The sequence below is a fragment of the Flavobacterium glycines genome (assembly GCF_900100165.1).
In the GTDB taxonomy this organism is placed as follows: Bacteria; Bacteroidota; Bacteroidia; order Flavobacteriales; family Flavobacteriaceae; genus Flavobacterium; species Flavobacterium glycines.
The window spans coordinates 153,856-175,556 of record NZ_FNEO01000002.1 but is presented as its reverse complement, the minus strand read 5'-3'; the positions used below and the strand labels follow the sequence as shown (position 1 = coordinate 175,556).

General features: G+C 35.1%; 20 protein-coding genes. 14 read left to right on the top strand and 6 right to left on the bottom strand.

The genetic code is table 11. The features are described 5' to 3' along the window. Positions 1-51: 51 nt before the first annotated feature. From BLR17_RS09170 to prfB, 3 genes are all read right to left on the bottom strand, one after another. The gene (locus BLR17_RS09170) at positions 52-1,212 is read right to left on the bottom strand and encodes a DUF4062 domain-containing protein (RefSeq protein WP_066329788.1); all 1,161 of its coding nucleotides are present in this window, start codon (positions 1,210-1,212) and stop codon (positions 52-54) included. Between the two features lie 118 nt (positions 1,213-1,330). Continuing rightward, positions 1,331-1,900, bottom strand: coding sequence for a pentapeptide repeat-containing protein (locus BLR17_RS09165; protein ID WP_066329792.1), 570 nt, complete (start codon positions 1,898-1,900; stop codon positions 1,331-1,333). A gap of 87 nt (positions 1,901-1,987) precedes the next feature. Then, positions 1,988-3,086 (bottom strand): peptide chain release factor 2 gene (gene prfB / locus BLR17_RS09160; RefSeq protein ID WP_139068405.1). Its coding sequence is split into 2 segments (ribosomal slippage): positions 1,988-3,022 and positions 3,024-3,086, totalling 1,098 coding nucleotides; the frame shifts between segments, so codons are not numbered across the junction. A gap of 81 nt (positions 3,087-3,167) precedes the next feature. On the opposite strand from prfB, the gene BLR17_RS09155 reads away from it, so the two are divergent. Further along, a complete protein-coding gene (locus BLR17_RS09155; protein ID WP_066329794.1) occupies positions 3,168-4,187 on the top strand; it encodes a threonine aldolase family protein in 1,020 nt (339 codons plus the stop codon). A 68-nt stretch (positions 4,188-4,255) separates the two neighbouring features. On the opposite strand, the gene BLR17_RS09150 is transcribed toward BLR17_RS09155, so the two are convergent. Beyond that, entirely contained in the window at positions 4,256-4,576 is a 321-nt protein-coding gene (locus BLR17_RS09150; protein WP_066329795.1) for a YbaB/EbfC family nucleoid-associated protein, read from the bottom strand. A 141-nt stretch (positions 4,577-4,717) separates the two neighbouring features. Here BLR17_RS09150 and BLR17_RS09145 point away from each other — a divergent pair, with 141 nt between their 5' ends. The 4 genes from BLR17_RS09145 to BLR17_RS09130 all read left to right on the top strand — a co-directional run bounded on the left by BLR17_RS09145 (position 4,718) and on the right by BLR17_RS09130 (position 11,843). Then, on the top strand, positions 4,718-6,778 hold the full coding sequence (locus tag BLR17_RS09145; protein ID WP_083189558.1) for a S9 family peptidase: 2,061 nt from the start codon (positions 4,718-4,720) through the stop codon (positions 6,776-6,778). A gap of 71 nt (positions 6,779-6,849) precedes the next feature. Continuing rightward, positions 6,850-7,890, top strand: coding sequence for a cysteate synthase (locus BLR17_RS09140; RefSeq protein WP_066329799.1), 1,041 nt, complete (start codon positions 6,850-6,852; stop codon positions 7,888-7,890). Between the two features lie 161 nt (positions 7,891-8,051). Next, positions 8,052-9,740, top strand: coding sequence for a GH39 family glycosyl hydrolase (locus BLR17_RS09135; RefSeq protein WP_066329800.1), 1,689 nt, complete (start codon positions 8,052-8,054; stop codon positions 9,738-9,740). A gap of 15 nt (positions 9,741-9,755) precedes the next feature. Further along, positions 9,756-11,843 carry a TonB-dependent receptor gene (locus BLR17_RS09130; RefSeq protein WP_066329801.1) on the top strand — a complete coding sequence of 696 codons (2,088 nt, stop codon included), beginning with the start codon at positions 9,756-9,758 and terminating at the stop codon, positions 11,841-11,843. Here the strand turns inward: BLR17_RS09130 and BLR17_RS09125 are convergent. Further along, complete coding sequence (locus BLR17_RS09125) at positions 11,840-12,709, bottom strand: AraC family transcriptional regulator (protein ID WP_066329802.1); 870 nt, start codon at positions 12,707-12,709, stop codon at positions 11,840-11,842. The genes BLR17_RS09130 and BLR17_RS09125 overlap by 4 nt on opposite strands. A 282-nt stretch (positions 12,710-12,991) precedes the next feature. Between BLR17_RS09125 and BLR17_RS09120 the strand changes: the two genes are divergently transcribed. Both BLR17_RS09120 and BLR17_RS09115 read left to right on the top strand, forming a co-directional pair. Then, positions 12,992-13,756: an SDR family NAD(P)-dependent oxidoreductase gene (locus tag BLR17_RS09120; RefSeq protein WP_066329803.1), complete on the top strand. Its 765-nt coding sequence runs from the start codon at positions 12,992-12,994 to the stop codon at positions 13,754-13,756. 87 nt (positions 13,757-13,843) lie between these two features. After that, positions 13,844-14,698 carry a fumarylacetoacetate hydrolase family protein gene (locus BLR17_RS09115; RefSeq protein WP_066329806.1) on the top strand — a complete coding sequence of 285 codons (855 nt, stop codon included), beginning with the start codon at positions 13,844-13,846 and terminating at the stop codon, positions 14,696-14,698. Between the two features lie 93 nt (positions 14,699-14,791). Here BLR17_RS09115 and BLR17_RS09110 read toward each other — a convergent pair whose 3' ends face one another. Beyond that, entirely contained in the window at positions 14,792-15,688 is an 897-nt protein-coding gene (locus BLR17_RS09110) for a helix-turn-helix domain-containing protein (RefSeq protein WP_066329808.1), read from the bottom strand. A gap of 243 nt (positions 15,689-15,931) precedes the next feature. Here BLR17_RS09110 and BLR17_RS09105 point away from each other — a divergent pair, with 243 nt between their 5' ends. The 7 genes from BLR17_RS09105 to BLR17_RS09070 all read left to right on the top strand — a co-directional run bounded on the left by BLR17_RS09105 (position 15,932) and on the right by BLR17_RS09070 (position 21,591). Beyond that, positions 15,932-16,783: an aldo/keto reductase gene (locus BLR17_RS09105; protein WP_066329809.1), complete on the top strand. Its 852-nt coding sequence runs from the start codon at positions 15,932-15,934 to the stop codon at positions 16,781-16,783. Positions 16,784-16,828: 45 nt separating this feature from the next. Beyond that, the gene (locus BLR17_RS09100; RefSeq protein WP_066329814.1) at positions 16,829-17,977 is read left to right on the top strand and encodes an aldo/keto reductase; all 1,149 of its coding nucleotides are present in this window, start codon (positions 16,829-16,831) and stop codon (positions 17,975-17,977) included. A gap of 45 nt (positions 17,978-18,022) precedes the next feature. Beyond that, positions 18,023-18,502: a nuclear transport factor 2 family protein gene (locus BLR17_RS09095; RefSeq protein WP_066329815.1), complete on the top strand. Its 480-nt coding sequence runs from the start codon at positions 18,023-18,025 to the stop codon at positions 18,500-18,502. A 37-nt stretch (positions 18,503-18,539) separates the two neighbouring features. After that, positions 18,540-18,917, top strand: coding sequence for a nuclear transport factor 2 family protein (locus BLR17_RS09090; RefSeq protein ID WP_066329978.1), 378 nt, complete (start codon positions 18,540-18,542; stop codon positions 18,915-18,917). An 11-nt stretch (positions 18,918-18,928) separates the two neighbouring features. Continuing rightward, positions 18,929-19,909, top strand: a complete 981-nt coding sequence (locus BLR17_RS09085) for an aldo/keto reductase (protein WP_066329816.1) — start codon at positions 18,929-18,931, stop codon at positions 19,907-19,909. Positions 19,910-19,982: 73 nt separating this feature from the next. Continuing rightward, positions 19,983-20,849, top strand: a complete 867-nt coding sequence (locus BLR17_RS09080) for a helix-turn-helix domain-containing protein (protein ID WP_066329817.1) — start codon at positions 19,983-19,985, stop codon at positions 20,847-20,849. Positions 20,850-20,985: 136 nt separating this feature from the next. Beyond that, on the top strand, positions 20,986-21,591 hold the full coding sequence (locus BLR17_RS09070) for an NAD(P)H-dependent oxidoreductase (protein ID WP_066329819.1): 606 nt from the start codon (positions 20,986-20,988) through the stop codon (positions 21,589-21,591). The last annotated feature ends 110 nt before the right edge of the window (positions 21,592-21,701 follow it).

The following is a 21,701-nucleotide window of genomic DNA, read 5'->3' as shown; positions in this document are numbered from 1 at the left end:
TATTTAAAACACAACTTTGTTGGTTTTATGTTTTCTTGTTTATACTTTGTTTTAAATGCTTTTGTAAACTTCAACAGCTATTGTGTGACTCGTTTCTATTTTACTAATTAATTCTCGTAATTTTTCAGCTGCATTTTTACGTGAATTATTGAGCTCTTTTGACATTCTCGGCCATGATTCTAAAGCTTCTAGGAATCCTTTTGTGTTTTCGATGGCACCTGGTAAGTTGTTTATAAGAGATTTTAGTTGAAGTTTTATTTCATTTAATTCCTTGTTTTTGTCTTCGAAATCAGATTTATATATGTTAATGAGTTTAGATAATGCATCTATTCCACGCTCAAAATTTGACATATAAATAGGAATTTCTGGTTCAATTCTATTTGCATAATCATTAACAATATTAGCAGTCCTTACGAAAATGTTACGTTGAACTTTAGCACCAATTGGTTGATTATGATTATTGGCAACTAGTCTATTGATTTCTTCGGCTTTTTTGTTTATTTCTTTTCCAATAACTTCGGTTGCATCATTAATTTTTGATAAAGATTGGTTGGAGTTTTCCAAGGATTCTTCTATGAATTCTTGATAATCTAAAATTCCATATTCATCTTCCGTTTCAATAATAATTGAGCTAATATTTGGTTTTTCTTTAAGATTAATTGTTTTTAAATTAGATGTTTTACGTAAATTTTCAATTCTTGTAGGAATATGTGTTCTTAAAAATCTGCATAAATCTTCTTTATGTTCAAAGTCCCAAAAAAGGATGCTTTTTTCTCCTAAAGACTTTTTAAATTTTTTAACTTTAGATAATTGCTCAGGGTCAATGTCATTTATAGAATTAGGGAGAGCATTTTTAAAATAAAATAAGATTTGAACTGAATTTTGCTCATTTAAAAATTTTGAATAAGCAATTTCAAACTCTTCTTCAGTACCTGAGCCAAAATTTTTTGTTGGTGTTCCAAATCTTAACCAAAGTAGTCCAATGAATAAATCATATTCAGGGATGTCATTGTTAATCAAAGATTGAACTTCAATACTGCTAGCTCCTGGTGCTGAGTTTTTTTCCCATTTCAATAATTCAATAACTATATTGTTTGGATTTCCATAAGTTAAGTTTAGTTCTGAAACAACCTCATCAAGTGCAAATCTTTCTTCTGTTAAATCTGAGGGGGATGCTAAAAATATTCGGTACTTACTAATTAATGCTGGCATGAAATAAAATAGATTTTGTTTATAGTTTTTGATTTCATCTCAAATATATTAAAAATATTCTTACTTTATTGTTTTGTAAAATAATTTTTCTTACAAAATATAGAGGCTTTTGTAAAGATTACTTAACTATTATTTCATGTTTATAAAGCAATCCTTTTACGCCTTCGAGGGCGAATTGTGCTTTTTTAAGTTTGGTTTTTGTGGGGTCTATGGTGTAGTTGCGGCTGGTGCTGAAATCAACTTTATTGGCGATGGCTTTTTCAAATTCGGCACGGTATAAATCGCAGTTGTAGAATTGTGCTCCTGTTAAATCGGCAGCCATGAAATCTACGGCTATCAGACTGGAATTATTGAAAGTGATGCCTTTGAGTTTTAAGGCGTAAAACTTCGAAAAATCTAAGGAGCAATGGTCAAAATGTATTTCAAAAATGAGTTTGTCACTCATGGCAAAATTGACTTCTTTAATTTGGCAATTATTAAAATATGTCGTTCGAAATGCTGTGTGGTTAATTTTAGCGGTATTAAAAACGCAGTGGTTAAATTGACAATCGATAAAAGTAACACCTATCAAATTGCAATCGGAAAAATTACAATTGGTAAACGTACAAGATTCAAATTCTTTAAGGTTGAGGGTTTCTTGACCGTAGCGGATATTGTGGTAATGTTGGTCAAAGAAATACTCGGTCATTGTTCTAATTTTAGATTATAGACTTTAGATTTCAGAATACAGCGATTAAAAATCTAAATTCTGCATTCTGAAATCTGCAATCTCAGACTATTCCTCTTCCTTTTGTCCCATCATCATTAGATAGGCTTTCAGGAATTCGTCGATTTCGCCGTTCATTACGCCGTCAACGTTACTGGTTTCATAACCGGTACGCACGTCTTTGACTAATTTATAAGGTTGCATCACGTAATTTCGGATTTGCGAACCCCATTCTATTTTCATTTTTCCGGCTTCAATATCGGCACGCTGTGCCTGTTTCTTTTTCAGTTCGATTTCGTACAATTGCGAACGAAGCATTTGCATGGCACGTTGTCTGTTGTCCTGCTGCGAGCGGGTTTCGGAACACTGAATCTGGATTCCTGTAGGTTTGTGATACAGCTGTACTTTGGTTTCCACCTTATTAACGTTCTGTCCTCCGGCACCGCTGGAGCGCGAAGTGGTAATCTCGATATCGGCAGGATTAATGTCAATTTCGATACTGTCATCCACTAACGGATATACATAAACGGAAGCAAATGAAGTATGTCGTTTGGCATTACTGTCAAACGGAGAAATACGTACCAAACGATGAACGCCATTTTCGCCTTTGAGGTAACCAAAAGAATAATCGCCTTCAAATTCTAAAGTTACGGTTTTGATTCCCGCAACATCACCTTCCTGATAATTCAGTTCTTTTATTTTGAAACCGTATTTTTCGCCCCACATCATGTACATACGCATCAGCATCGAAGCCCAGTCGCAACTTTCGGTTCCACCAGCACCGGCAGTAATTTGCAAAACAGCGCTTAGAGTGTCTCCTTCATCCGAAAGCATGTTTTTAAATTCGATACCCTCAATATGATGTTCGGTTAGTTGGTATTGTTCGTCTAATTCCTCGGCTGTGAGTTCTCCTTCTTTGTAAAATTCGTAAGCTAATTGTAGTTCATCATTCAAAGCAACAGCCTTGTCGTAGTCTTCAATCCACTTTTTTTTGTTTCGAAGATTTTTTACAATAAGTTCCGCTTCCTTGGCGTTGTTCCAAAAGTCGGGAGCAAAGGTTTTCTCTTCTTCGTTAGAAATTTCGATAAGTTTGGCATCAACGTCAAAGATACCTCCTCAACGCACCAAGGCGTTCCACAATACCTTTAATTTGTTCGGTAGTTGTCATAAATTATGTAATTTTGTTGCGCAAAAATAGTAAAAAATAAGTTGGACTACCGTTATTTGGGTCTGGATAAAAAATATAAAAATGCAAATAAATTTAGTTAGTGATACGGTAACAAAGCCGTCCTACGAAATGTTACAATATATGTTCAATGCTGATGTGGGTGACGATGTTTACAAGGAAGATCCCACGGTTATTGAACTGGAAGAAAGAGTGGCTGCCATTTTTGGGATGGAAGCAGGTTTGTTTTTTCCATCGGGAACTATGGCAAATCAAACAGCTATAAAACTGCATACGCAACCCGGAGACCAATTAATTGCTGATAAAAATGCACATATTTTCCATTACGAAGCCGGAGGGGTTTCTTTTAATAGTGGCGTTTCCTGCTGTTTAATTGATGGAAACAGGGGAATGCTTACTGCTGAACAAGTGGCAGCGGCTATCAATAGACCTAATTTTTTCCACAGTCCGTTAACTACTCTAGTATGTTTAGAAAACACGACCAATATAGGAGGAGGAGCTTGCTATGAAATGGAGGAATTGGAAAAAATTAAAGCTGTTTGTGATCAAAATGGTTTGAAATTACATTTGGATGGTGCCCGTATTTGGAATGCTTTGGTAGCCAAAAGACAAAACCCAAAAGATTTCGGAAAAATTTTTGATACTATTTCGGTTTGTTTTTCAAAAGGATTAGGAGCGCCTGTAGGTTCAGTTTTATTGGGTGATAAAAAGACAATTCAGCGTGCTTTGAGAATAAGAAAAGTATTGGGTGGTGCTATGCGTCAATCAGGTTATTTGGCTGCGGGAGCCATTTATGCTTTGGAAAATAATATTAAATTATTGACTGAAGATCATCGACGTGCGAAAGAATTAGCCAATGTGCTGAAGAAAAAAGAATGGGTTGAAGCTATTGAACCGGTTGAAACGAATATCTTGATTTTTTCTTTGATACCAGGATACAGTGAAGACGTTTTGATTGAAAAACTCAAACAGAAAAACATCTCGATTAGTACTATTGGAGATCGAAAATTACGTATCGTTACCCATTTAGATTATCGTGAAGTGATGCACACTTATGTGGTTGAAACTTTGTCTAAAATGTAAAATTATGAGTTATGAATTATGAGTTTTTACAAGATAGAAACTCATAATTCATAATTTACAATTCATAATTATTTAAACAGATTATCCATTCCCGGAATCATAGGCATATCCATTTTAGCCACAGCATCCAGTTCTGCTTCGTTTACTTTAGTAGCTTTTTCAATAGCTTTGTTAAGCACTAAAATCATGTAATCTTCCAGTTGTTCTTTGTCTTCTAATAATTCATCGGCAATAGTGATGGATTTTATTTTTCTGTTGGCAGTAATAGTTACTTTTAATAAACCATCAGTGCTTTGTTCGTCAACAAGAACAGTGTCCAAACGTTTTTTAGTTGCTTCAATTTTATTTTGGGTTTCTTTTAGTTTCCCCATCATTCCCATTAAATCCATTTGTTCTTTTTAAATTAATAGTTCACGAAATTACTGTTTTTACATTTATTACAATGTTAAAATTGATGAAAAACGTTTTTGAACAAGAGCTTGTTTCGACTATTTTTGTGCGAGCTTTACATAAATGTGAAGATTTACCAGATGATAGAAAAATTACAACCGCCTGTTGCTAAAATTATAGCTACCGAATTTGAAAAGTTTGGTGATGTACGAATCGATAATTATTTTTGGTTAAAAGATCGCGAAAATCCGGAGGTTATAGATTATCTCAACAAAGAAAATGAGTATTACCAACAGATGACGGCTCATACGCAGGATTTCCAAACGGAATTGTATGAGGAAATGAAAGCCAGAATTAAAGAAGATGATGAGTCAGTTCCTTATTTATACAACGGTTATTACTACATCACCAGATTTGAAACTGCCAAAAATTATCCTATTTATTCCCGAAAAAAAGGAAGTCTTACGGCAAAAGAAGAAATTCTTTTTGACTGTAATGTATTGGCCGAAGGGCAGGCTTATTTCAAGCTAGGTGGAATGAGTATCAGTCCCGATAATAAGCTGGCAATATTTAGTACAGACGTTATTGGCAGAAGGATTTATACCATTCAGGTTAAAAATTTAGAAACCGGTGAAATTCTGGAAGATAAAATTGAAAAAGTTACGGGTTCGGCAGTTTGGGCTAATGATAATAAAACGATTTTTTATTCGAAACAGGACGAACAAACCTTGCGTTCGGATAAAATTTTCAAGCATAAACTAGGAACAAAACAGGAAGAGGATGTGCTGGTTTATTTTGAAAAAGACGATACTTTTAATGTTGATATTTCCAAATCGAAATCCAGAAAATATTTGGCCATTGAGTCAGGGAGCACTTTAACAACGGAATATCGTATTTTAAATGCCGATAATCCGGATGGGAAATTCAAGATTTTTCAAAAGCGAAAAAGGGGCGTAGAGTACAGCATCAACCACTATAAAGACAGTTTTTATATTTTGACTAATAAGGACGATGCCGAAAATTTCAAACTGATGAAAACCCATGAAGATACGACATCAGTCGAAAATTGGGTTGAAATTATTGGGCATCGCGAAGATGTTTTACTGGAAGATATTGAAATTTTTGCCAATTATTTGGTTGTTGAAGAGCGTGAAGGAGGTTTGAATAAAATTCGAATCATGACTTGGGACGGAAAAGAAGAATATTATTTGCCTTTTGGCAGCGAAACTTACACGGCTTATACGTCTACCAATGTTGATTTTGAAACCGAAATTCTGCGTTACTGCTATCAATCGATGGCAACACCTTCGTCGGTGATTGATTTCAATATGCGTACAAAAGAAAAAGAAATCAAGAAAGAGCAGGAGGTTTTAGGAGGCAAATTCGATAAGAATAATTATACCGAAGAACGTGTTTGGGCAACAGCTCAGGACGGAACGAAGATTCCTATTTCGATGGTTTACAGAAAAGAGCTCAATAAAGACGGGAAAAATCCGTTATTACTTTATGCTTATGGCTCTTATGGTCATTCTATGGATGCTTATTTTTCGTCAACGCGTTTGTCGTTGTTAGACAGAGGATTTATTTATGCCATTGCACACATTCGTGGTGGAGAAGATTTAGGAAGACATTGGTATGAAGACGGAAAATTGCTTCATAAAAAAAATACGTTCACTGATTTTATTGATTGTTCTAAACACCTAATCGAACAAAAATATACTTCCCCAGCACATTTGTATGCCGAAGGTGGTTCGGCAGGAGGATTGCTTATGGGGGTGATTATCAATGAAGCAGCTGAATTGTATAACGGAGTCATTGCTCAGGTTCCTTTTGTGGATGTAATGACTACGATGCTGGATGATACTATACCTTTAACAACGGGTGAGTATGACGAATGGGGAAATCCAAATGTTAAAAAATACTATCAATACATGAGATCGTATTCTCCTTATGATAATGTTAAAAAACAGTATTACCCTAATATGTATGTTTCTACCGGATTACATGATTCACAGGTACAGTATTGGGAACCAGCTAAATGGGTGGCAAAATTGAGAGTGTATAAAACAGATGACAATGTTTTGTTTTTAGATACTAACATGGAAGCAGGCCACGGAGGTGCTTCCGGGAGGTTTGAAGCGTTAAAAGAATTAGCGAAAGAATTCAGTTTTTTACTAGATTTGGAAAAAATTAAAATCTAATTAGTTTTTTTTTGTTAAATTTGCTGCGTATCCAGGTTAAATAAAACTTAATCTTGATTAACTATTTTTTTATGAAAGAAGAAATAAATGCTTATAATAATGTTTTAGAATTGATAGGGAATACCCCTCTTATCAAGATAAACAAAGTGACCGAACATTTAGAAGGTAATTTCTATGCTAAGGTAGAAGCTTTTAATCCGGGACATTCCTCAAAAGATAGAATCGCTTTGTACATTATCGAAGAAGCAGAAAAAAAAGGTATATTATCTCCTGGAGACACCATTATTGAAACTACATCCGGGAATACCGGTTTTAGTCTGGCTATGGTAAGTATTATAAAAGGATATAATTGCATATTAGCGGTAAGCTCAAAATCATCAAGAGATAAAATAGACATGCTTCGCAGTTTAGGGGCTAAGGTTTATGTTTGTCCGGCACACGTTTCGGCTGATGATGAGCGTTCTTATTACAGTGTCGCTAAGAGATTACACGAAGAAACAAAAGGTTCCGTTTATATCAATCAGTACTTTAACCAGTTGAATATTGATGCCCACTACAATACTACCGGACCGGAAATTTGGAAACAAACCAATGGTAAAATTACTCACTTAGTTGCCTGTAGCGGAACAGGAGGAACAATCTCAGGAACAGCTAAATTTTTAAAAGAGCAAAATCCTAATATTAAAGTTCTGGGAGTAGACGCTTTTGGATCAGTATTGAAAAAATACCACGAAACAAGAGAGTTTGATACAGACGAAATTTATCCTTACCGTATTGAAGGTTTGGGTAAAAATTTAATCCCATCGGCCACTGATTTTGATGTTATCGATAAATTTATGAAGGTTACAGATGAAGAAAGTGCACATTCCGCAAGAGAGATTACCAGAAAAGAAGGAATGTTTGTAGGTTATACTTCAGGAGCAGTTTTGCAAGCTATAAAACAATATGCCGAAGAAGGAGAGTTTGATGCAAACAGTAATGTAATCGCTATTTTCCCGGATCACGGTTCTCGTTATATGAGTAAGGTTTTCAGTGACGACTGGATGAACGAACAAGGTTTCTTTGACAGTATCAACGAAGAAGAAGTACAAAAAATTGAAATGATAAAATAGAATTTTCTGTTTTCGAAATATAGAACTCCGGAGTAATCCGGAGTTTTTTTTGTTTTTTATCTAAAGAAATTGATTTTGTAATGGATTAATATTCAAATGTTTTAAGAGTTCAATTAAAAAGTACTATTTTAGTTTTCTATTCTACCAAAACCAATTTAACTATGCTGAAATTATCCAATTACTTCTTAGTGGCAGTGTTTTCTCTTTCGTGTGTATCTCTTCAGGCACAGCAGGAAAAAAAAGCTTTAATAACAGTTGATTTAAAAAAAGAAATCGCTCCAATGAAACCCGTTTGGGCTTGGTTTGGCTATGATGAGCCTAATTATACCTATATGAAAGATGGTAAAAAGCTACTTTCAGAAATAGCAGCTTTGAGTCCTGTTCCGGTTTATGTGCGTACGCATAGTTTGTTAGTGAGTGGGGATGGTGTTGCCGCTTTAAAATGGGGTTCTACTAATGCTTATACCGAAGATGCTAATGGAAATCCGGTGTATAATTGGAAAATTGTGGATAGTATTTTCGACACTTATGTAAAAAGAGGAATGAAGCCTTTGGCACAAATAGGTTTTATGCCCGAAGCTTTATCAACGCATCCGAGTCCGTACAGGCATTACTGGAAACCCGGTGATCCTTATACTGATATTATTACGGGTTGGGCTTATCCGCCAAAGGATTATGATAAATGGCGTAATCTCGTTTACGAATGGGTAAAACATTCCGTTGAGCGTTATGGTAAAAAAGAAGTAGAGAGTTGGTATTGGGAAGTTTGGAATGAAGCTAACGGACATTATTGGAAAGGTACACAGGAAGAATTTTTTAAACTATATGATTATGCAGCTGATGGATTGAAAAGAGCATTGCCAACAGCTAAAATAGGTGGTTTGAATATTGCGGGGACTTCAGGAAAAGGCGCTATGAGTTGGACTAATAATTTTATTAAACATTGTATTTCGGGAACTAATTATGCCACGGGAAAAACAGGTAGTCCGTTAGAAGCGATTCTTTTTCATGCTAAAGGTCGCCCGAGATTATTGGATGGCACAGTTATCATGGATATGGCGCCACAGTTGAGGGATATTCAGGCAGGTTTTAATATTGCGACTTCTTATCCCGAGACGAAGAATTTGCCTGTTATCATTGGAGAATCAGATCCTGAGGGTTGTGCCGCTTGTGGCATGGCAACTAATCCTGAAAATGCGTACCGAAACGGAACCATGTATTCCAGTTATACCGCTGCTTCCTTTGCTCGTAAATATTTATTAGCGGATAAAACCAAAGCTAACTTTTTAGGAGCTGTTTCCTGGTCATTCGAATTTGAAAATCAACCCTGGTTTTATGGTTTCAGGGATTTAGCAACAAACGGAGTAGATAAACCGGTTTTGAATGTGTTTAGAATGTTTGGAATGATGAAGGGGAATAGAATTGAAGCGGTAAGTAACCGAATGTATCCTTTAGAAACGGTGCTTGAAAAGAGCATTCGTGAAAATCAATCCGATATTGGGGTATTAGCCAGTGCAGATAAAAAATCTACGGCTGTGATGGTTTGGAATTACCATGATAAAGATGAGCAGGGAGCTGCCGAAGCTGTTGATGTAACTTTTAGCAATATTCCTGTCAAAAACGCCAATTTGAAAATTTTTATTATCGATCAGGATCATAGTAATTCGTATGAAGTTTGGAAAAAAATGGGTTCGCCTCAAAATCCAACTTCAGAACAAATTGCCACTTTAGAAAAGTCAGGAAAATTAGAGTCAATTTCGAATAAAAAAATAGCCGTAAAATCAGGAAAAGCAAATGTTGTATTGCAATTAAAAAGGCAAGCTGTAGCTTTAATTAAACTGGATTGGTAATAAAAAGATAAGTTAATGTTTCATATAAAAAAGTCCGCTTGCTCAATTTCTGTATTGATTTTATTGTTTGGTGTTTCCGTTTTTGGGCAAGTTAAAAAAGACACTGTTTCTTTGTCGGAATTAGTTTTAACAAGTTCCCCTATTCGTAATACAATTCAAAATTCAGCTGCGGCCGTTTCAATTATAACCGAAAAAGAAATCAATCAGGCTGACGGCGTAATCCTGACTCCTGTTTTAAACAAAATTCCGGGTGTTTTTATGCAGCAAGGCGCTCTGAATACCAATCGAATTACTATTCGTGGTATCGGAGCGAGAACGCAATACGGAACCAGTAGGATTAAGGCTTATTTTGAAGGAATTCCGCTTTCGGATGCTGAAGGAGAAACTGTTTTAGAAGATATCGATTTGGAAGCTTTGGGCGGAATCGAAATTATAAAAGGACCTAATTCAACCAGTTTTGGTGCCGGTTTGGGAGGTGTCATCAGTTTGAAGGCAAAGCAATTAAATGCGGCGACTACTTTTGCAAAATCAGGAAGTACTTTTGGAAGTTTTGGGTTGATGAAACAAGTTCTGTCAACGGGTTATAACGATTCAAAATCAACTGTTTTCGCTAATTATAGTAATTTGGAACAGCAAGGTTACAGAGCTAATAGTAATTATAATCGAAAAACCCTGAATTTGTTTGGCAAACAGCAGTTTTCCAATAAAAGTTCGCTTTCGTTTTTTGGGATTGCCACCCGATTAAAAGCATTTATTCCGAGTTCGATAAGCGAGAACGCTTTTAATAACAATCCAAAATCAGCGGCTGCCACTTGGCTCGCTGCTAAAGGCTATGAATCTTATGATAAATTGTTAGCCGGTTTGGGATTTGAACATCAGTTTTCTGAAAATTGGTTTATGGATAGCAGTCTTTTTACTAATTTGAAAAACGCTTACGAAACACGGCCTTTTGATATATTGGAAGATAAAACCAGATCAGTAGGTTTTCGTTCCAAAGTAAATTATTCGGCTTCTTTATTCACTTTACCTAATGTTGTCAGTGTTGGGACTGAATTTATAACAGAGAATTATGGATTCTCATTATTTAGAAATTTGTACCAATCCAATTCAGGAAAAGGAAGTTTACAAGGTGATAGATTTGCTCAAATGAAACAAAACAGACGTTATTGGAATGCTTTTTTTCAAATGGAAACCAAGCTTTCAACAAAGCTCAATTTGGAATCCGGAATTGCATTCAATACGACTCATTACGATCAGGCAGATATTTTTTCGCAAACAGGAACAAAGCAAAATTACAGCTTTGAAAGCATTTGGTCGCCTCGATTGGGTTTGTCTTATAAAATAGCCGATGGTAAAAATATTTACGCATCGTTGAGTAAAGGATTTTCTATTCCTGTAGTTGCCGAAACATTAACAGCCGAAGGACAAATTAATACCGATTTAAAACCTGAAATAGGGGTGAATTATGAAGTAGGTTTTAAAGGGAATTTTTTAGAAAGGAAACTTTATACGGAATTGATTTTTTATGCTACGCAAATCAAGAATTTATTAGTGGCACGCAGGGTTGCCGAAGATCAATATGTGGGAATTAATGCAGGTGAAAGTTCGCATCAGGGAATGGAATTCTTAGTAAATTATAAAATTGATGCTAATGCAAATCTTCAGTTGAATCCTTATTTTTCGGGAACAATTACTCGTTTTAAATTTAAAGATTTTGTAGACAGAGACGTTGATTTTTCAGGAAAATTACTGCCGGCTGTGCCTAATGTGCAATTGAATGCCGGATTGGATTTAGTGACGTCAATGGGTTTGAGTTTTACTGCTTCTTATCGATACACAGGCAAAAGATATCTTGATGATGCCAATTTGAAGGAAACAAAAGGATACCAACTTCTTGATGCAAAAGCCGGCTATGTTTTTTATATTCTTAAAAAGTTAAAAATGGAAATGAATGCAGGAGTTCAAAATGTATTGAATGAGAAATATGCTGCGAGTGTATTGCCTAATGCTGTTGGTTTTGGAACTGCTCCGGCCCGTTATTATTACTCAGGAAATCCTGTGAATTATTATGGAGGTTTCAATGCCGTTTATACTTTTAATTAACGGGCTATTTTGTTTTTGTATTCCTTAGGAGTATTTCCCGTGTTTTTTTTGAATAGTTTATTGAAATTAGAAACGGTTTTGTATCCACATTCATAAGCTATTTCCGAAACACTCATATCGGTTTCTATAAGGTGTTTGCAGGCATTTGAAATGCGTATTTCGTTCAGGTACTCAATAAAATTCTTTTTGGTTCTTGATTTGAACATTCTGCAAAAAGAAGTAGGTGTCAGATTGGCAATTTGAGCCACTTCATCCAGTGAAATTTCTTTTTTGTAATTGTCCTTGATGTATTGGTAAACGTCCGAAAGACGGTCTTTTTTAATAGAATCATTAGTAGGTGAATAGGTTTCGCTGTTTATGAAATCTAAATCAGTAGTGGTAGCTGATAAAACAGATAAAATTTCAAAAAGTCCGATAATAACTTCAAAATCCTGTTTGATAACGAGTTGTTCTAATTTTTCAGCGATGAGTTTGTTTGTTTTTCCTTTAATGGAAAGTCCTTTTTTTGCTTTTTCAAAAAGACTGTTGATTTTTTGAGCTTCTTTTAATTCGTAAAAAGCAGGACCGAAAATATCTTTGTTAAAATAAACTACAATGGCTTTAGCTTTAAGCTTATTGATGTTGTGATAATAAATCTCATCGTTTAACCAAACATGGGGAATATCGGAACCCAGAAAAACCATGTCGCCAGATTCAAAATTATCAACAGAATTGCCTATAATTCTTTTGCCAAAACTTTCTTTTACGTAGACCAGTTCCAATTCGGGATGGGAATGAAAGGGTGCCTGAAAGAAAGATTCCTCTCTGGCATGCACAGAAATGGCGCTATTTAGGTAAGACGATATTTTAGTTCTCTCTAGTTTCATCAGGCTTCAAAGATAAATAATAATTAGATAAGGATAAAATCGAATTATTATTTAGGGTTATGGCACAGTACCTTTATTTTTTTATATTTTGCTATGTAAAAATGTCGTAATCAATTGATAAATAAAAAGGTACTGGATTAGATGTTGTGAGGGAATTGAATTCTTATTTGAAAAAATACAACAAATTAGTGCTATTTTATCAATTGAAAACGAAGCATTTATTTATAAATTTGTCCTTTTTAAAATAAAATATCATTTATAATAATTTAATACTACGTTAAAATGTTCTCATTAAAAGATAAAAAAGCAATCATAACAGGTGGTGGAAGCGGAATTGGAAAAGCTATTTCTGTGTTATTTGCAAAGCAAGGAGCTGAGGTTCATATTATAGAATTAACAGCCGAAAGTGCACAATCTACCGTTGATGAAATTACTGCCGAAGGAGGGAAAGTTTTTGCTCATGCTTGTAATGTGGCTAAACATGATGAGGTGGTAGCTACTTTTGAAAAAATTGGTAATATCCATATTTTGGTTAACAATGCCGGGATTGCTCACGTAGGTAAAGTGGATACGACTCCTGAAGCTGATTTTGACCGAATTATGGACGTAAATGTAAAAGGAGTTTACAACTGTTTGTTCGCTTCAATTCCTCAATTCCGTAAATCGGGAGGTGGATCGATTGTAAATATGGCTTCTATTGCTTCATGGGTAGGGATTTCGGATCGTTTTGCGTATTCTACGGCGAAAGGTGCTGTGATGTCTATGACATTGTCAGTTGCCAGAGATTATATCAACGAGAATATCCGTTGTAATTCAATTTCTCCTGCACGTGTTCATACACCATTTGTGGATGGATTTATTGCTAAAAATTATCCTGGAAATGAGGCTGAAATATTCGATAAATTATCAAAATCACAACCTATAGGAAGAATGGGTAAACCGGAAGAAATTGCAACACTTGCTTTGTTTTTAGCTAGTGAGGAAGCTGGATTTATTACAGGTTCGGATTATCCTATTGACGGAGGATTTATTAAATTGAATAACTAAAAAGGCGCTAAGGTTTTTTGCAAAAAGCTCAGTACCTTAGCAGTTCAGAATTTTAGAAGTAAAAAATAAAAATTAAAATATAAAGAAATGAAATTAATACGTTTTGGAGCAGAAGGCAGCGAAAAACCAGGAATTTTAGTGGGAGAAAAAAGATATGATGTTTCTTCGATTGTAACTGATTATAACGAATCTTTTTTTGAAAATAATGGCTTAGAAAAATTAAAAGCGGCTATCGAAAGCGGAACTTCTTTTCCGGAAGTTGCTGCTGATGTTCGTTTGGGTTCAGCTGTTGCCAGACCTTCAAAAATTATTTGCATTGGTTTGAATTATGTGGATCACTGTCATGAAACAAATGCACCAATCCCAACAGAACCAATTATTTTCTTCAAATCGACTACTTCTTTGTGTGGGCCAAATGATAATGTAATTATCCCAAAAGGAAGTGAAAAAACAGACTGGGAAGTAGAATTGGCTTTTGTTATTGGTAAAAAAGCAAGTTATGTTGAAGAAGCTGAAGCTTTAGATTATGTAGCGGGTTATTGCTTGTTAAATGATTATAGTGAAAGAGCTTTCCAAATTGAAATGGGAGGACAATGGGCTAAAGGTAAAGGTTGTGATACTTTTGCGCCACTTGGACCCTACTTAGCAACTCAGGATGAAATTGCCGATGTAAACAATCTTCCAATGTGGTTGTCTGTTAATGGTAAAAAATTCCAAAACAGTAACACTTCTAACTTAGTGTTTAAAATTCCATTTTTAGTACATTATTTAAGTCAGTTTATGACTTTGCTACCAGGTGATGTTATCAGTACAGGAACGCCTCCGGGAGTTGGTTTAGGAATTAAACCAAATCCTATTTATGTAAAAGCAGGTGATGTTATCGAATTAGGAATAGAAGGCTTAGGTACAAGTAAACAAGTTGCTGTAGCTTATTCTAAATAAAAATTTCACAAATATAATTTTATAAAGAAGCCGTTTCAATAGAGACGGCATTCTTTTTTTTACAAATTTGTAGCAATTATTTTCATAAAAAAACTAGTTTAAACTTCTGTATTCATTAGGAGTATAGCCGGTATTCTTTTTAAACATTCGATTAAAATGTTGCGGATATTTAAAACCTAGTTCAAAGGCTATTTGACTAACCGATTTTTCAGTGTCAAAAATGCGTTCTTTGGCCAAATCGATTAATTTCAATTGAATGTGTTCCTGAGCTGTTTTTCCGGTTTCTTTTTTGATTAAATCACCAAAATAATTCGGAGAAAGATGCAAACAATCTGCAAAGTAGCCTACAGAAGGAAGTCCTGAATTTTGTGCTTTTTCAGAAACGAAATAATCATTTAATAAGTTTTCAAATTTGGATAAAATATCAGTATTGATGTTCTCACGGGTTACAAACTGTCTGTCATAAAATCGGACGCAGTAATTCAACAACAACTCAATATTATTGGTTATGATACTTTTACTGTGTTTGTCAATAGACTGTCCTAGTTCATATTCTAATTTGCCAAATAAATCTTTTATAATTTGTTGTTCTTTTAAAGACAAATGCAGCGCCTCGTGCGAATCATACGAAAAGAAGGAGTACTGACTCATGTTTTTTCCGAGTGTTGTTCCTTTTATTAAATCTGGATGAAAAAGAAGTGCCAATCCTGTAGGTTTGTAATTATCGGTATTGTTAACTTCTATAACTTGCCCTGGTGCAACAAAAACCAAAGTTCCCTCATCATAATCATAATTGTTGCGGCCATATCTTAACTCTCCACAGTGTCCGGCTTTTAAGAATATAGCATATAAACCAAAGTGGATACGGCTATTATTAGGCAGGTTTTCGGTATCTGTATTATCAAAAACACTGATTAAAGGATGCAGTGTTTCAATACCTTTCAGTTTATTGTACTGATCAATTTTTTCGAGTTTTATAATAGTATCCATCTTGGTATTCATTAAATTTATAATACAAATATACTACTCAGATTGTTAGTAAGTTATATCGCTTACCTAAATCAGTAAAAATGGTACTAACATCCGTAATAGGTATACTAATCAACAACGATTATTGGAAGAACTTTGTCCCATTCTAAAGAAATTGAGAATGGATAGGCAACAATTACCTTCCAAGTAACAACATTGAATGAAGGATTATTAGGTTCATCAGAAAAATAAAAAAGATATAAAATGGAAAGTATAAAATTAAACAACGGAATTGAAATTCCTCTTTTAGGTTTTGGTGTTTTCCAAATTCCAGATGCAGTTGAATGCGAAAAATCGGTTATAGATGCTATTGAAATCGGTTACCGATTAATCGATACAGCGGCTTCATATATGAATGAGGAAGCAGTTGGCAAGGCCCTTAAAAAAAGTAGTGTGGCCAGAGAGGAACTTTTTATTACGACCAAACTTTGGGTTCAAGATGCGGGTTACGAAAATACACTGAAAGCATTTGAAAAATCATTAAAAAAGTTACAGTTGGATTACCTGGATTTATACCTAATTCATCAACCTTATGGAGATGTGTTTGGTTCTTGGCGGGCAATGCAGGAATTGTATCATCAAGGTAAGGTAAAAGCCATTGGCGTTGCTAATTTTCAACCAGACAGAGTAATGGATTTGATAGTAAATAGTGGTTTCACGCCTGCAATAAACCAAATTGAAACTCATCCTTTTTGTCAACAAATTGAAACACAATCTTTCCTTGATACAAATAATGTACAAATTCAATCTTGGGGCCCGTTTGCCGAAGGGAAAAATAATATTTTTCAAAATGAAGTTCTAGCTGCCATTGGTGGCAAGTATAATAAGTCAGTAGCGCAGGTTATTCTTCGTTGGTTAACTCAAAGAGGCGTGGTTGCCATTCCAAAATCAGTTCGCAAAGAAAGGATGATCGAGAATTTTAACATTTTTGATTTTGAACTGTCAGCAGATGATTTGCAAGCCATAGCCGCATTGGACACTAATCAAAGTTTGTTTTTTGACCACAGAAATCCGGAAATGGTTAAATGGCTGAGCGAAAGAAAACTGGATTTATAATTAAAGAGTTCCTATTAACCGAAACATTTATCTAAAAATATAATTATGAACCGTAGAAATCTATTAAAAACAGCAGGTTTAGCAATGGCTGGAAGTGCAATATTGCCTTTCTCTTCTGTCGCTCAATCTATAAATTCAGAATCCAGTCTTTTCGAAAAAAATAATGCTTTGAAACCCCTTTCCGGTAGACGTAAACTAGGTAATAATCTTGAAGTTTCCAGTGTGGGTATTGGTGTTCAGAATATGAGCCGTACCTATCAAACTACGATTCCTTCGCGACCAGAAATGTTCAATATCATCCGAACTGCTTTTGATAAAGGTGTTACTTTTTTCGACGCAGCCGAGGCTTACGGACCTCATGAGGTGGAACGAATTCTGGGAGAAGGTATTGCTCCTTTTCGTGATAAAGTAGTTGTTGCAACAAAGTTCGGCTGGAATATCGACCAGGAAACAGGAAAGCGATTACCGGGATTAAACAGCCAACCAGAACATATTAAAAAAGTAGTGGATGGAATGTTGAAACGTCTTCGCACCGACCGAATTGATTTGTTATACCAACATCGTGTGGATCCAAATGTTCCAATTGAAGATGTGGTTGGCACTATAAAAGATTTAATTCAGGAAGGAAAAGTGATGCATTACGGACTTTCAGAACCGGGTGTACAAACCGTAAGAAGAGCACATGCTATTCATCCTGTTACAGCTATTCAAAACGAATATTCGTTGCTATGGCGTGGTCCTGAAAAAGAGATTATTCCACTCTGTGAAGAGCTTGGGATTGGTTTCGTTCCGTGGAGTCCGCTTGGTGTAGGTTTTCTAACCGGAGCCATTGATGCTAATACACGTTTCGCTCAAGGTGATATTCGAGCTGTTGAGTCCCGGTTTTCACCAGAGAATTTACCTAAAAATTTGGCATTGGTTGATTTGTTAAAAAACTGGAGTGCACAAAAGCAAGCTACTCCTGCTCAAATTTCACTAGCTTGGTTACTGTCGCAAAAACCGTGGATTGTGCCTATTCCCGGAACAACACAAATGGCTCACATGCTGGAAAATATTGGAGCAGCTGATGTGAAATTTACTGCTGCTGAATTATTGGAATTCAATAAACAATTAGATGCCATTCAAATTGTAGGGGAACGATTGCCTGCCGGAGTATTGGCTTTTTCAGGAGTAGAAGCACCAATTAAGAAGTAGTAAAATTAAAAATTACAATCACAATTTAACTTTAAATTATTCCAAATGAAAACATTAATCATGAGTCTCATAGCTGTAGCAAGTTTCCAATATTCCTTTGCTCAAGAAAATAAAACAAATACGGCGGCTAAGAGTTACACAGCTACTGAGCAGGAAGTTATTCAACTATCTAAAGATAAATGGCAATGGATGGCTGATAAAAATGTAGACAAACTGAAGCTTCTCTTTGATGACAAATCAAAATTTGTTCACATGAGTGGTACTTGGAAAAAAGACGAGGAACTCGATATTATAAAAACAGGAAGAATTTGGTACAAGAATGTTAAAGTGCATGATGTAGCAGTAGAACTTTTTGGAAAAACAGCCATTTTATGGAACCGAATTACACTAGAGGCTATAGTTCGAGGAAGTGAAGTAGTGACTGAATTTACTGTAACAGAAACGTATCAAAAACAAGCTAAAGAATGGAAATTATTAGCTTTAACATTCAGCAGTGTTCGAGATACTCATCAGATTCAGAAATAAGAAAAATGAAATATAATCAATTATTACTACTATGAAAATGGATAGTATAGAGGATGATAAATCGCAAGTATTGGATGTAACTCGCCAACTGACACAGTTGATGATTGACAAGAACACGGCAGCAATGAACAAGATTTTAGATGCCAATTTCACACTTACTCATATTACTGGATATGTGCAGCCAAAAGAGGAATGGTTCTCCGAGATCGAAAGTGAGCGAATGAAATATTATTCATATAAAGAAGTAAAAATTACAGTAAAAATTGATGGAGACAAAGCCATATTTGTTGGTCAGAATCTTCTCGATGCCCGAATTTGGGGGACAAGAAATAACTGGCGTTTGCAACAGACAATGCAACTTGAAAAACGCAACGGGAAATGGATTATCCTGAAATCGGTTGCAACTACATTTTAAAAAATTAAATCATGAAAACAAGAATATTAGGAAACAGTGGATTGGAAGTTTCCGCTCTGGGAATGGGGTGTATGGGATTAAGTTTTGGTTACGGTCCTGCTACAGACAAACAAAAAGCGATACAATTAATCAGAGAAGCTTATGAACAAGGAATCACTTTTTTTGATACGGCAGAAGCTTACGGCATTGCCAATGAAGAATTAGTAGGCGAAGCATTGCTTCCTTTTAGAAAAGAAGTCGTTATTGCCACCAAATTTGGTTTTAAGGATGGTGATGCCACTAAAGGACTAGATAGCCGACCGGAACGAATTAGAGCTGTAGCCGAAGAGTCTTTAAGACGATTAAAAACGGATGTGATTGATTTATTTTACCAACACAGAGTCGATCCCAACGTTCCAATGGAGGATGTTGCAGGAACGATTAAAGACTTGATTCAGGAAGGAAAGGTAAAACACTTTGGACTTTCGGAAGCGGGTGTTGAATCCATTCGAAAAGCGCATGCAGTACAGCCAGTAACCGCTTTACAAAGTGAATATTCCATTTGGTGGAGAGAACCCGAATTGGAAATTTTACCCACATTGGAAGAACTCGGAATAGGTTTTGTGCCTTTCAGCCCTTTGGGGAAAGGATTTTTGACGGGTGCCATTAATGAAAACACCCAATTTGATGCTTCCGATTTTCGAAATATTGTGCCGCGTTTTAGCGAAGAAAATAGAAAAGCCAATCAAAAATTGCTTGACTTATTAGCTGCAATTGCTTCAGAAAAAAATGCTACTCCGGCACAAATTGCCTTGGGATGGTTATTGGCACAAAAACCTTGGATTGTTCCTATTCCGGGAACTACAAAATCACATCGATTGACCGAAAATATTGGAGGTGCTTCAATTGTTTTATCTGCCGCTGACATTCAGGAAATTGATGCTGCTTTTGCCAAAATCAACATTCAAGGAGACCGTTACCCAGCTCATTTGCAACAAAGAGTTGGGAAATAAATATTCAAAAAATGTATAGAGCAATCATCGATTCAATAATTTAGAGGAAAAGTAAAATTGATATCTTTACTAAATGAAAACATTCAATGACTTCAAATCTTATAATGCATACATTGGTTTGTCTGAACCTTTGGACAATGATATTGATGTGGGCTATTATGATCCTCCTAATATGCTTTTGAAGTCAGATCCAGTAATGGTTGATTTCTATAGAATTTCTATTAAAATCAATGTTAAAAATAATAGTGTGCCAAATTCAGCACCCATTACAGCTGTTTTTTTTAATAGCCCTAATTTAGCAGCAACATCCGGTTGGGACGTAGAACCCACTTACACAGGTATGTATTTGCAACTTTCTAAAAAAATAATAGAAGAAAATCGCTTTCTATTCAAAACTTATCTGGACTACGGGCTACACGAAGCTTTGCATTTAACCGAAGAAGAAGTACAGGAAATAAGTGCTGTTTTTCAATTGATGGTGAAATATTATGAAAGCGATAAAAAATATTTTGCTGTTTTGCTTTCTTATGTAAACGTATTGATTTCATTGGTGGAGGCTTTTTATAACAGACAATTTTCTACCAATCCAAAAGAATACAATCCGATTATAACTGGTTTTCAGCAAAGTTTAAAAGACTACTACAATCAGCCTGTAAAACAACTTCCAAATGTTCAATATTTTGCTGATAAATTAGGATTAACAGCCAATTATTTGGGTGACATTGTAAAACATTTTACTCAAAAATCGGCTCTTGAAAATATACACGATTTTGTGATTAAAAAGGCAAAAGAATTATTGGAACAAAACACCCAAATGAATGCCACAGAAGTAGCTTATGAATTGGGGTTTGAATATCCCAACTATTTTTCAAAATTCTTCAAGAAACAAGTTGGATTAAGTCCCAAAGAATATCGCTCACAATTTACTGCTAAACTTTAAAATCAATGACAGCAGCGCCTTCGAAAGAGGTCGTTTTTGGATTGTCCGTAATTTGTTTCTTTTTTTCTGGTAGTCTGTTTCTTTTGGTCGTTTTGCAAGGTGCTACTTTTGTTTTATCATTTAAGAACAGCAAACAATGAAAAAAACAAAAAAAGTATTGCTTATCAATACCCATTTAACTTATCCAAATTGGACAGAAGGAACACTGAACAATTCCTTTATTCAAAAAGCAAAAGATTTTTTTGAAGCAAAAGATTTTGAAATTTTAGAAACAAAAATTGAAGAAGGATACAATCCGGACGAAGAAGTCGATAAACACCTCGAAGCAGATATTGTAATGTTACAAACTCCTGTAAACTGGTTTGGAGCACCCTGGATTTATAAAAAATACGTGGACGAAGTTTTTAATAGCGGTTTGTTTAGCAAAAAGTTTCTTTCGGATGACGGAAGAACTAGAGAAGATGCAACCAAACAATATGGAACAGGCGGACATTTACAAGGTAAAAAGTTTATGATTTCAGCCACTTGGAATGCACCAGCAGAAGCTTTTGATAATCCTGCACAACAATTGATGCAAGGAAAAAGCACAGCTGATCTTTTTCTTCCGATAACCAGTAATTATCGTTTTTGCGGTGTTGAAATTGTAGCGGACTATAATTGTTTCGATATTTTTAAAAATCAGGATATTGCAAAAGATCTTGAAAACTTTCCGAAGCATTTAGAAAACGTTTTTGGATTGTAAATGAAATCATTTTTGTTTAAGGAAGCTGGAGTAATTACTTCAGCTTTTTTTGTTTAATAAATAAAGAACAAATTCTCAATCCGTAAAAATGGTAAGTAACACCGTAATCT

Excerpts from the sequence above, each read along its gene's own strand:
- BLR17_RS09135 (WP_066329800.1), top strand. The coding sequence starts at position 8,052 with ATGCTGAAATTATCCAATTACTTCTTAGTGGCAGTGTTTTCTCTTTCG.
- BLR17_RS09145 (WP_083189558.1), top strand. The coding sequence starts at position 4,718 with ATGATAGAAAAATTACAACCGCCTGTTGCTAAAATTATAGCTACCGAA.
- BLR17_RS09105 (WP_066329809.1), top strand. The coding sequence starts at position 15,932 with ATGGAAAGTATAAAATTAAACAACGGAATTGAAATTCCTCTTTTAGGT.
- BLR17_RS09155 (WP_066329794.1), top strand. The coding sequence starts at position 3,168 with ATGCAAATAAATTTAGTTAGTGATACGGTAACAAAGCCGTCCTACGAA.
- BLR17_RS09070 (WP_066329819.1), top strand. The coding sequence starts at position 20,986 with ATGAAAAAAACAAAAAAAGTATTGCTTATCAATACCCATTTAACTTAT.
- BLR17_RS09080 (WP_066329817.1), top strand. The coding sequence starts at position 19,983 with ATGAAAACATTCAATGACTTCAAATCTTATAATGCATACATTGGTTTG.
- BLR17_RS09120 (WP_066329803.1), top strand. The coding sequence starts at position 12,992 with ATGTTCTCATTAAAAGATAAAAAAGCAATCATAACAGGTGGTGGAAGC.
- BLR17_RS09170 (WP_066329788.1), bottom strand. The coding sequence starts at position 1,212 with ATGCCAGCATTAATTAGTAAGTACCGAATATTTTTAGCATCCCCCTCA.
- BLR17_RS09165 (WP_066329792.1), bottom strand. The coding sequence starts at position 1,900 with ATGACCGAGTATTTCTTTGACCAACATTACCACAATATCCGCTACGGT.
- BLR17_RS09125 (WP_066329802.1), bottom strand. The coding sequence starts at position 12,709 with ATGAAACTAGAGAGAACTAAAATATCGTCTTACCTAAATAGCGCCATT.
- BLR17_RS09100 (WP_066329814.1), top strand. The coding sequence starts at position 16,829 with ATGAACCGTAGAAATCTATTAAAAACAGCAGGTTTAGCAATGGCTGGA.
- BLR17_RS09090 (WP_066329978.1), top strand. The coding sequence starts at position 18,540 with ATGGATAGTATAGAGGATGATAAATCGCAAGTATTGGATGTAACTCGC.
- BLR17_RS09110 (WP_066329808.1), bottom strand. The coding sequence starts at position 15,688 with ATGGATACTATTATAAAACTCGAAAAAATTGATCAGTACAATAAACTG.
- BLR17_RS09150 (WP_066329795.1), bottom strand. The coding sequence starts at position 4,576 with ATGGATTTAATGGGAATGATGGGGAAACTAAAAGAAACCCAAAATAAA.
- BLR17_RS09085 (WP_066329816.1), top strand. The coding sequence starts at position 18,929 with ATGAAAACAAGAATATTAGGAAACAGTGGATTGGAAGTTTCCGCTCTG.
- BLR17_RS09095 (WP_066329815.1), top strand. The coding sequence starts at position 18,023 with ATGAAAACATTAATCATGAGTCTCATAGCTGTAGCAAGTTTCCAATAT.
- BLR17_RS09140 (WP_066329799.1), top strand. The coding sequence starts at position 6,850 with ATGAAAGAAGAAATAAATGCTTATAATAATGTTTTAGAATTGATAGGG.
- BLR17_RS09130 (WP_066329801.1), top strand. The coding sequence starts at position 9,756 with ATGTTTCATATAAAAAAGTCCGCTTGCTCAATTTCTGTATTGATTTTA.
- BLR17_RS09115 (WP_066329806.1), top strand. The coding sequence starts at position 13,844 with ATGAAATTAATACGTTTTGGAGCAGAAGGCAGCGAAAAACCAGGAATT.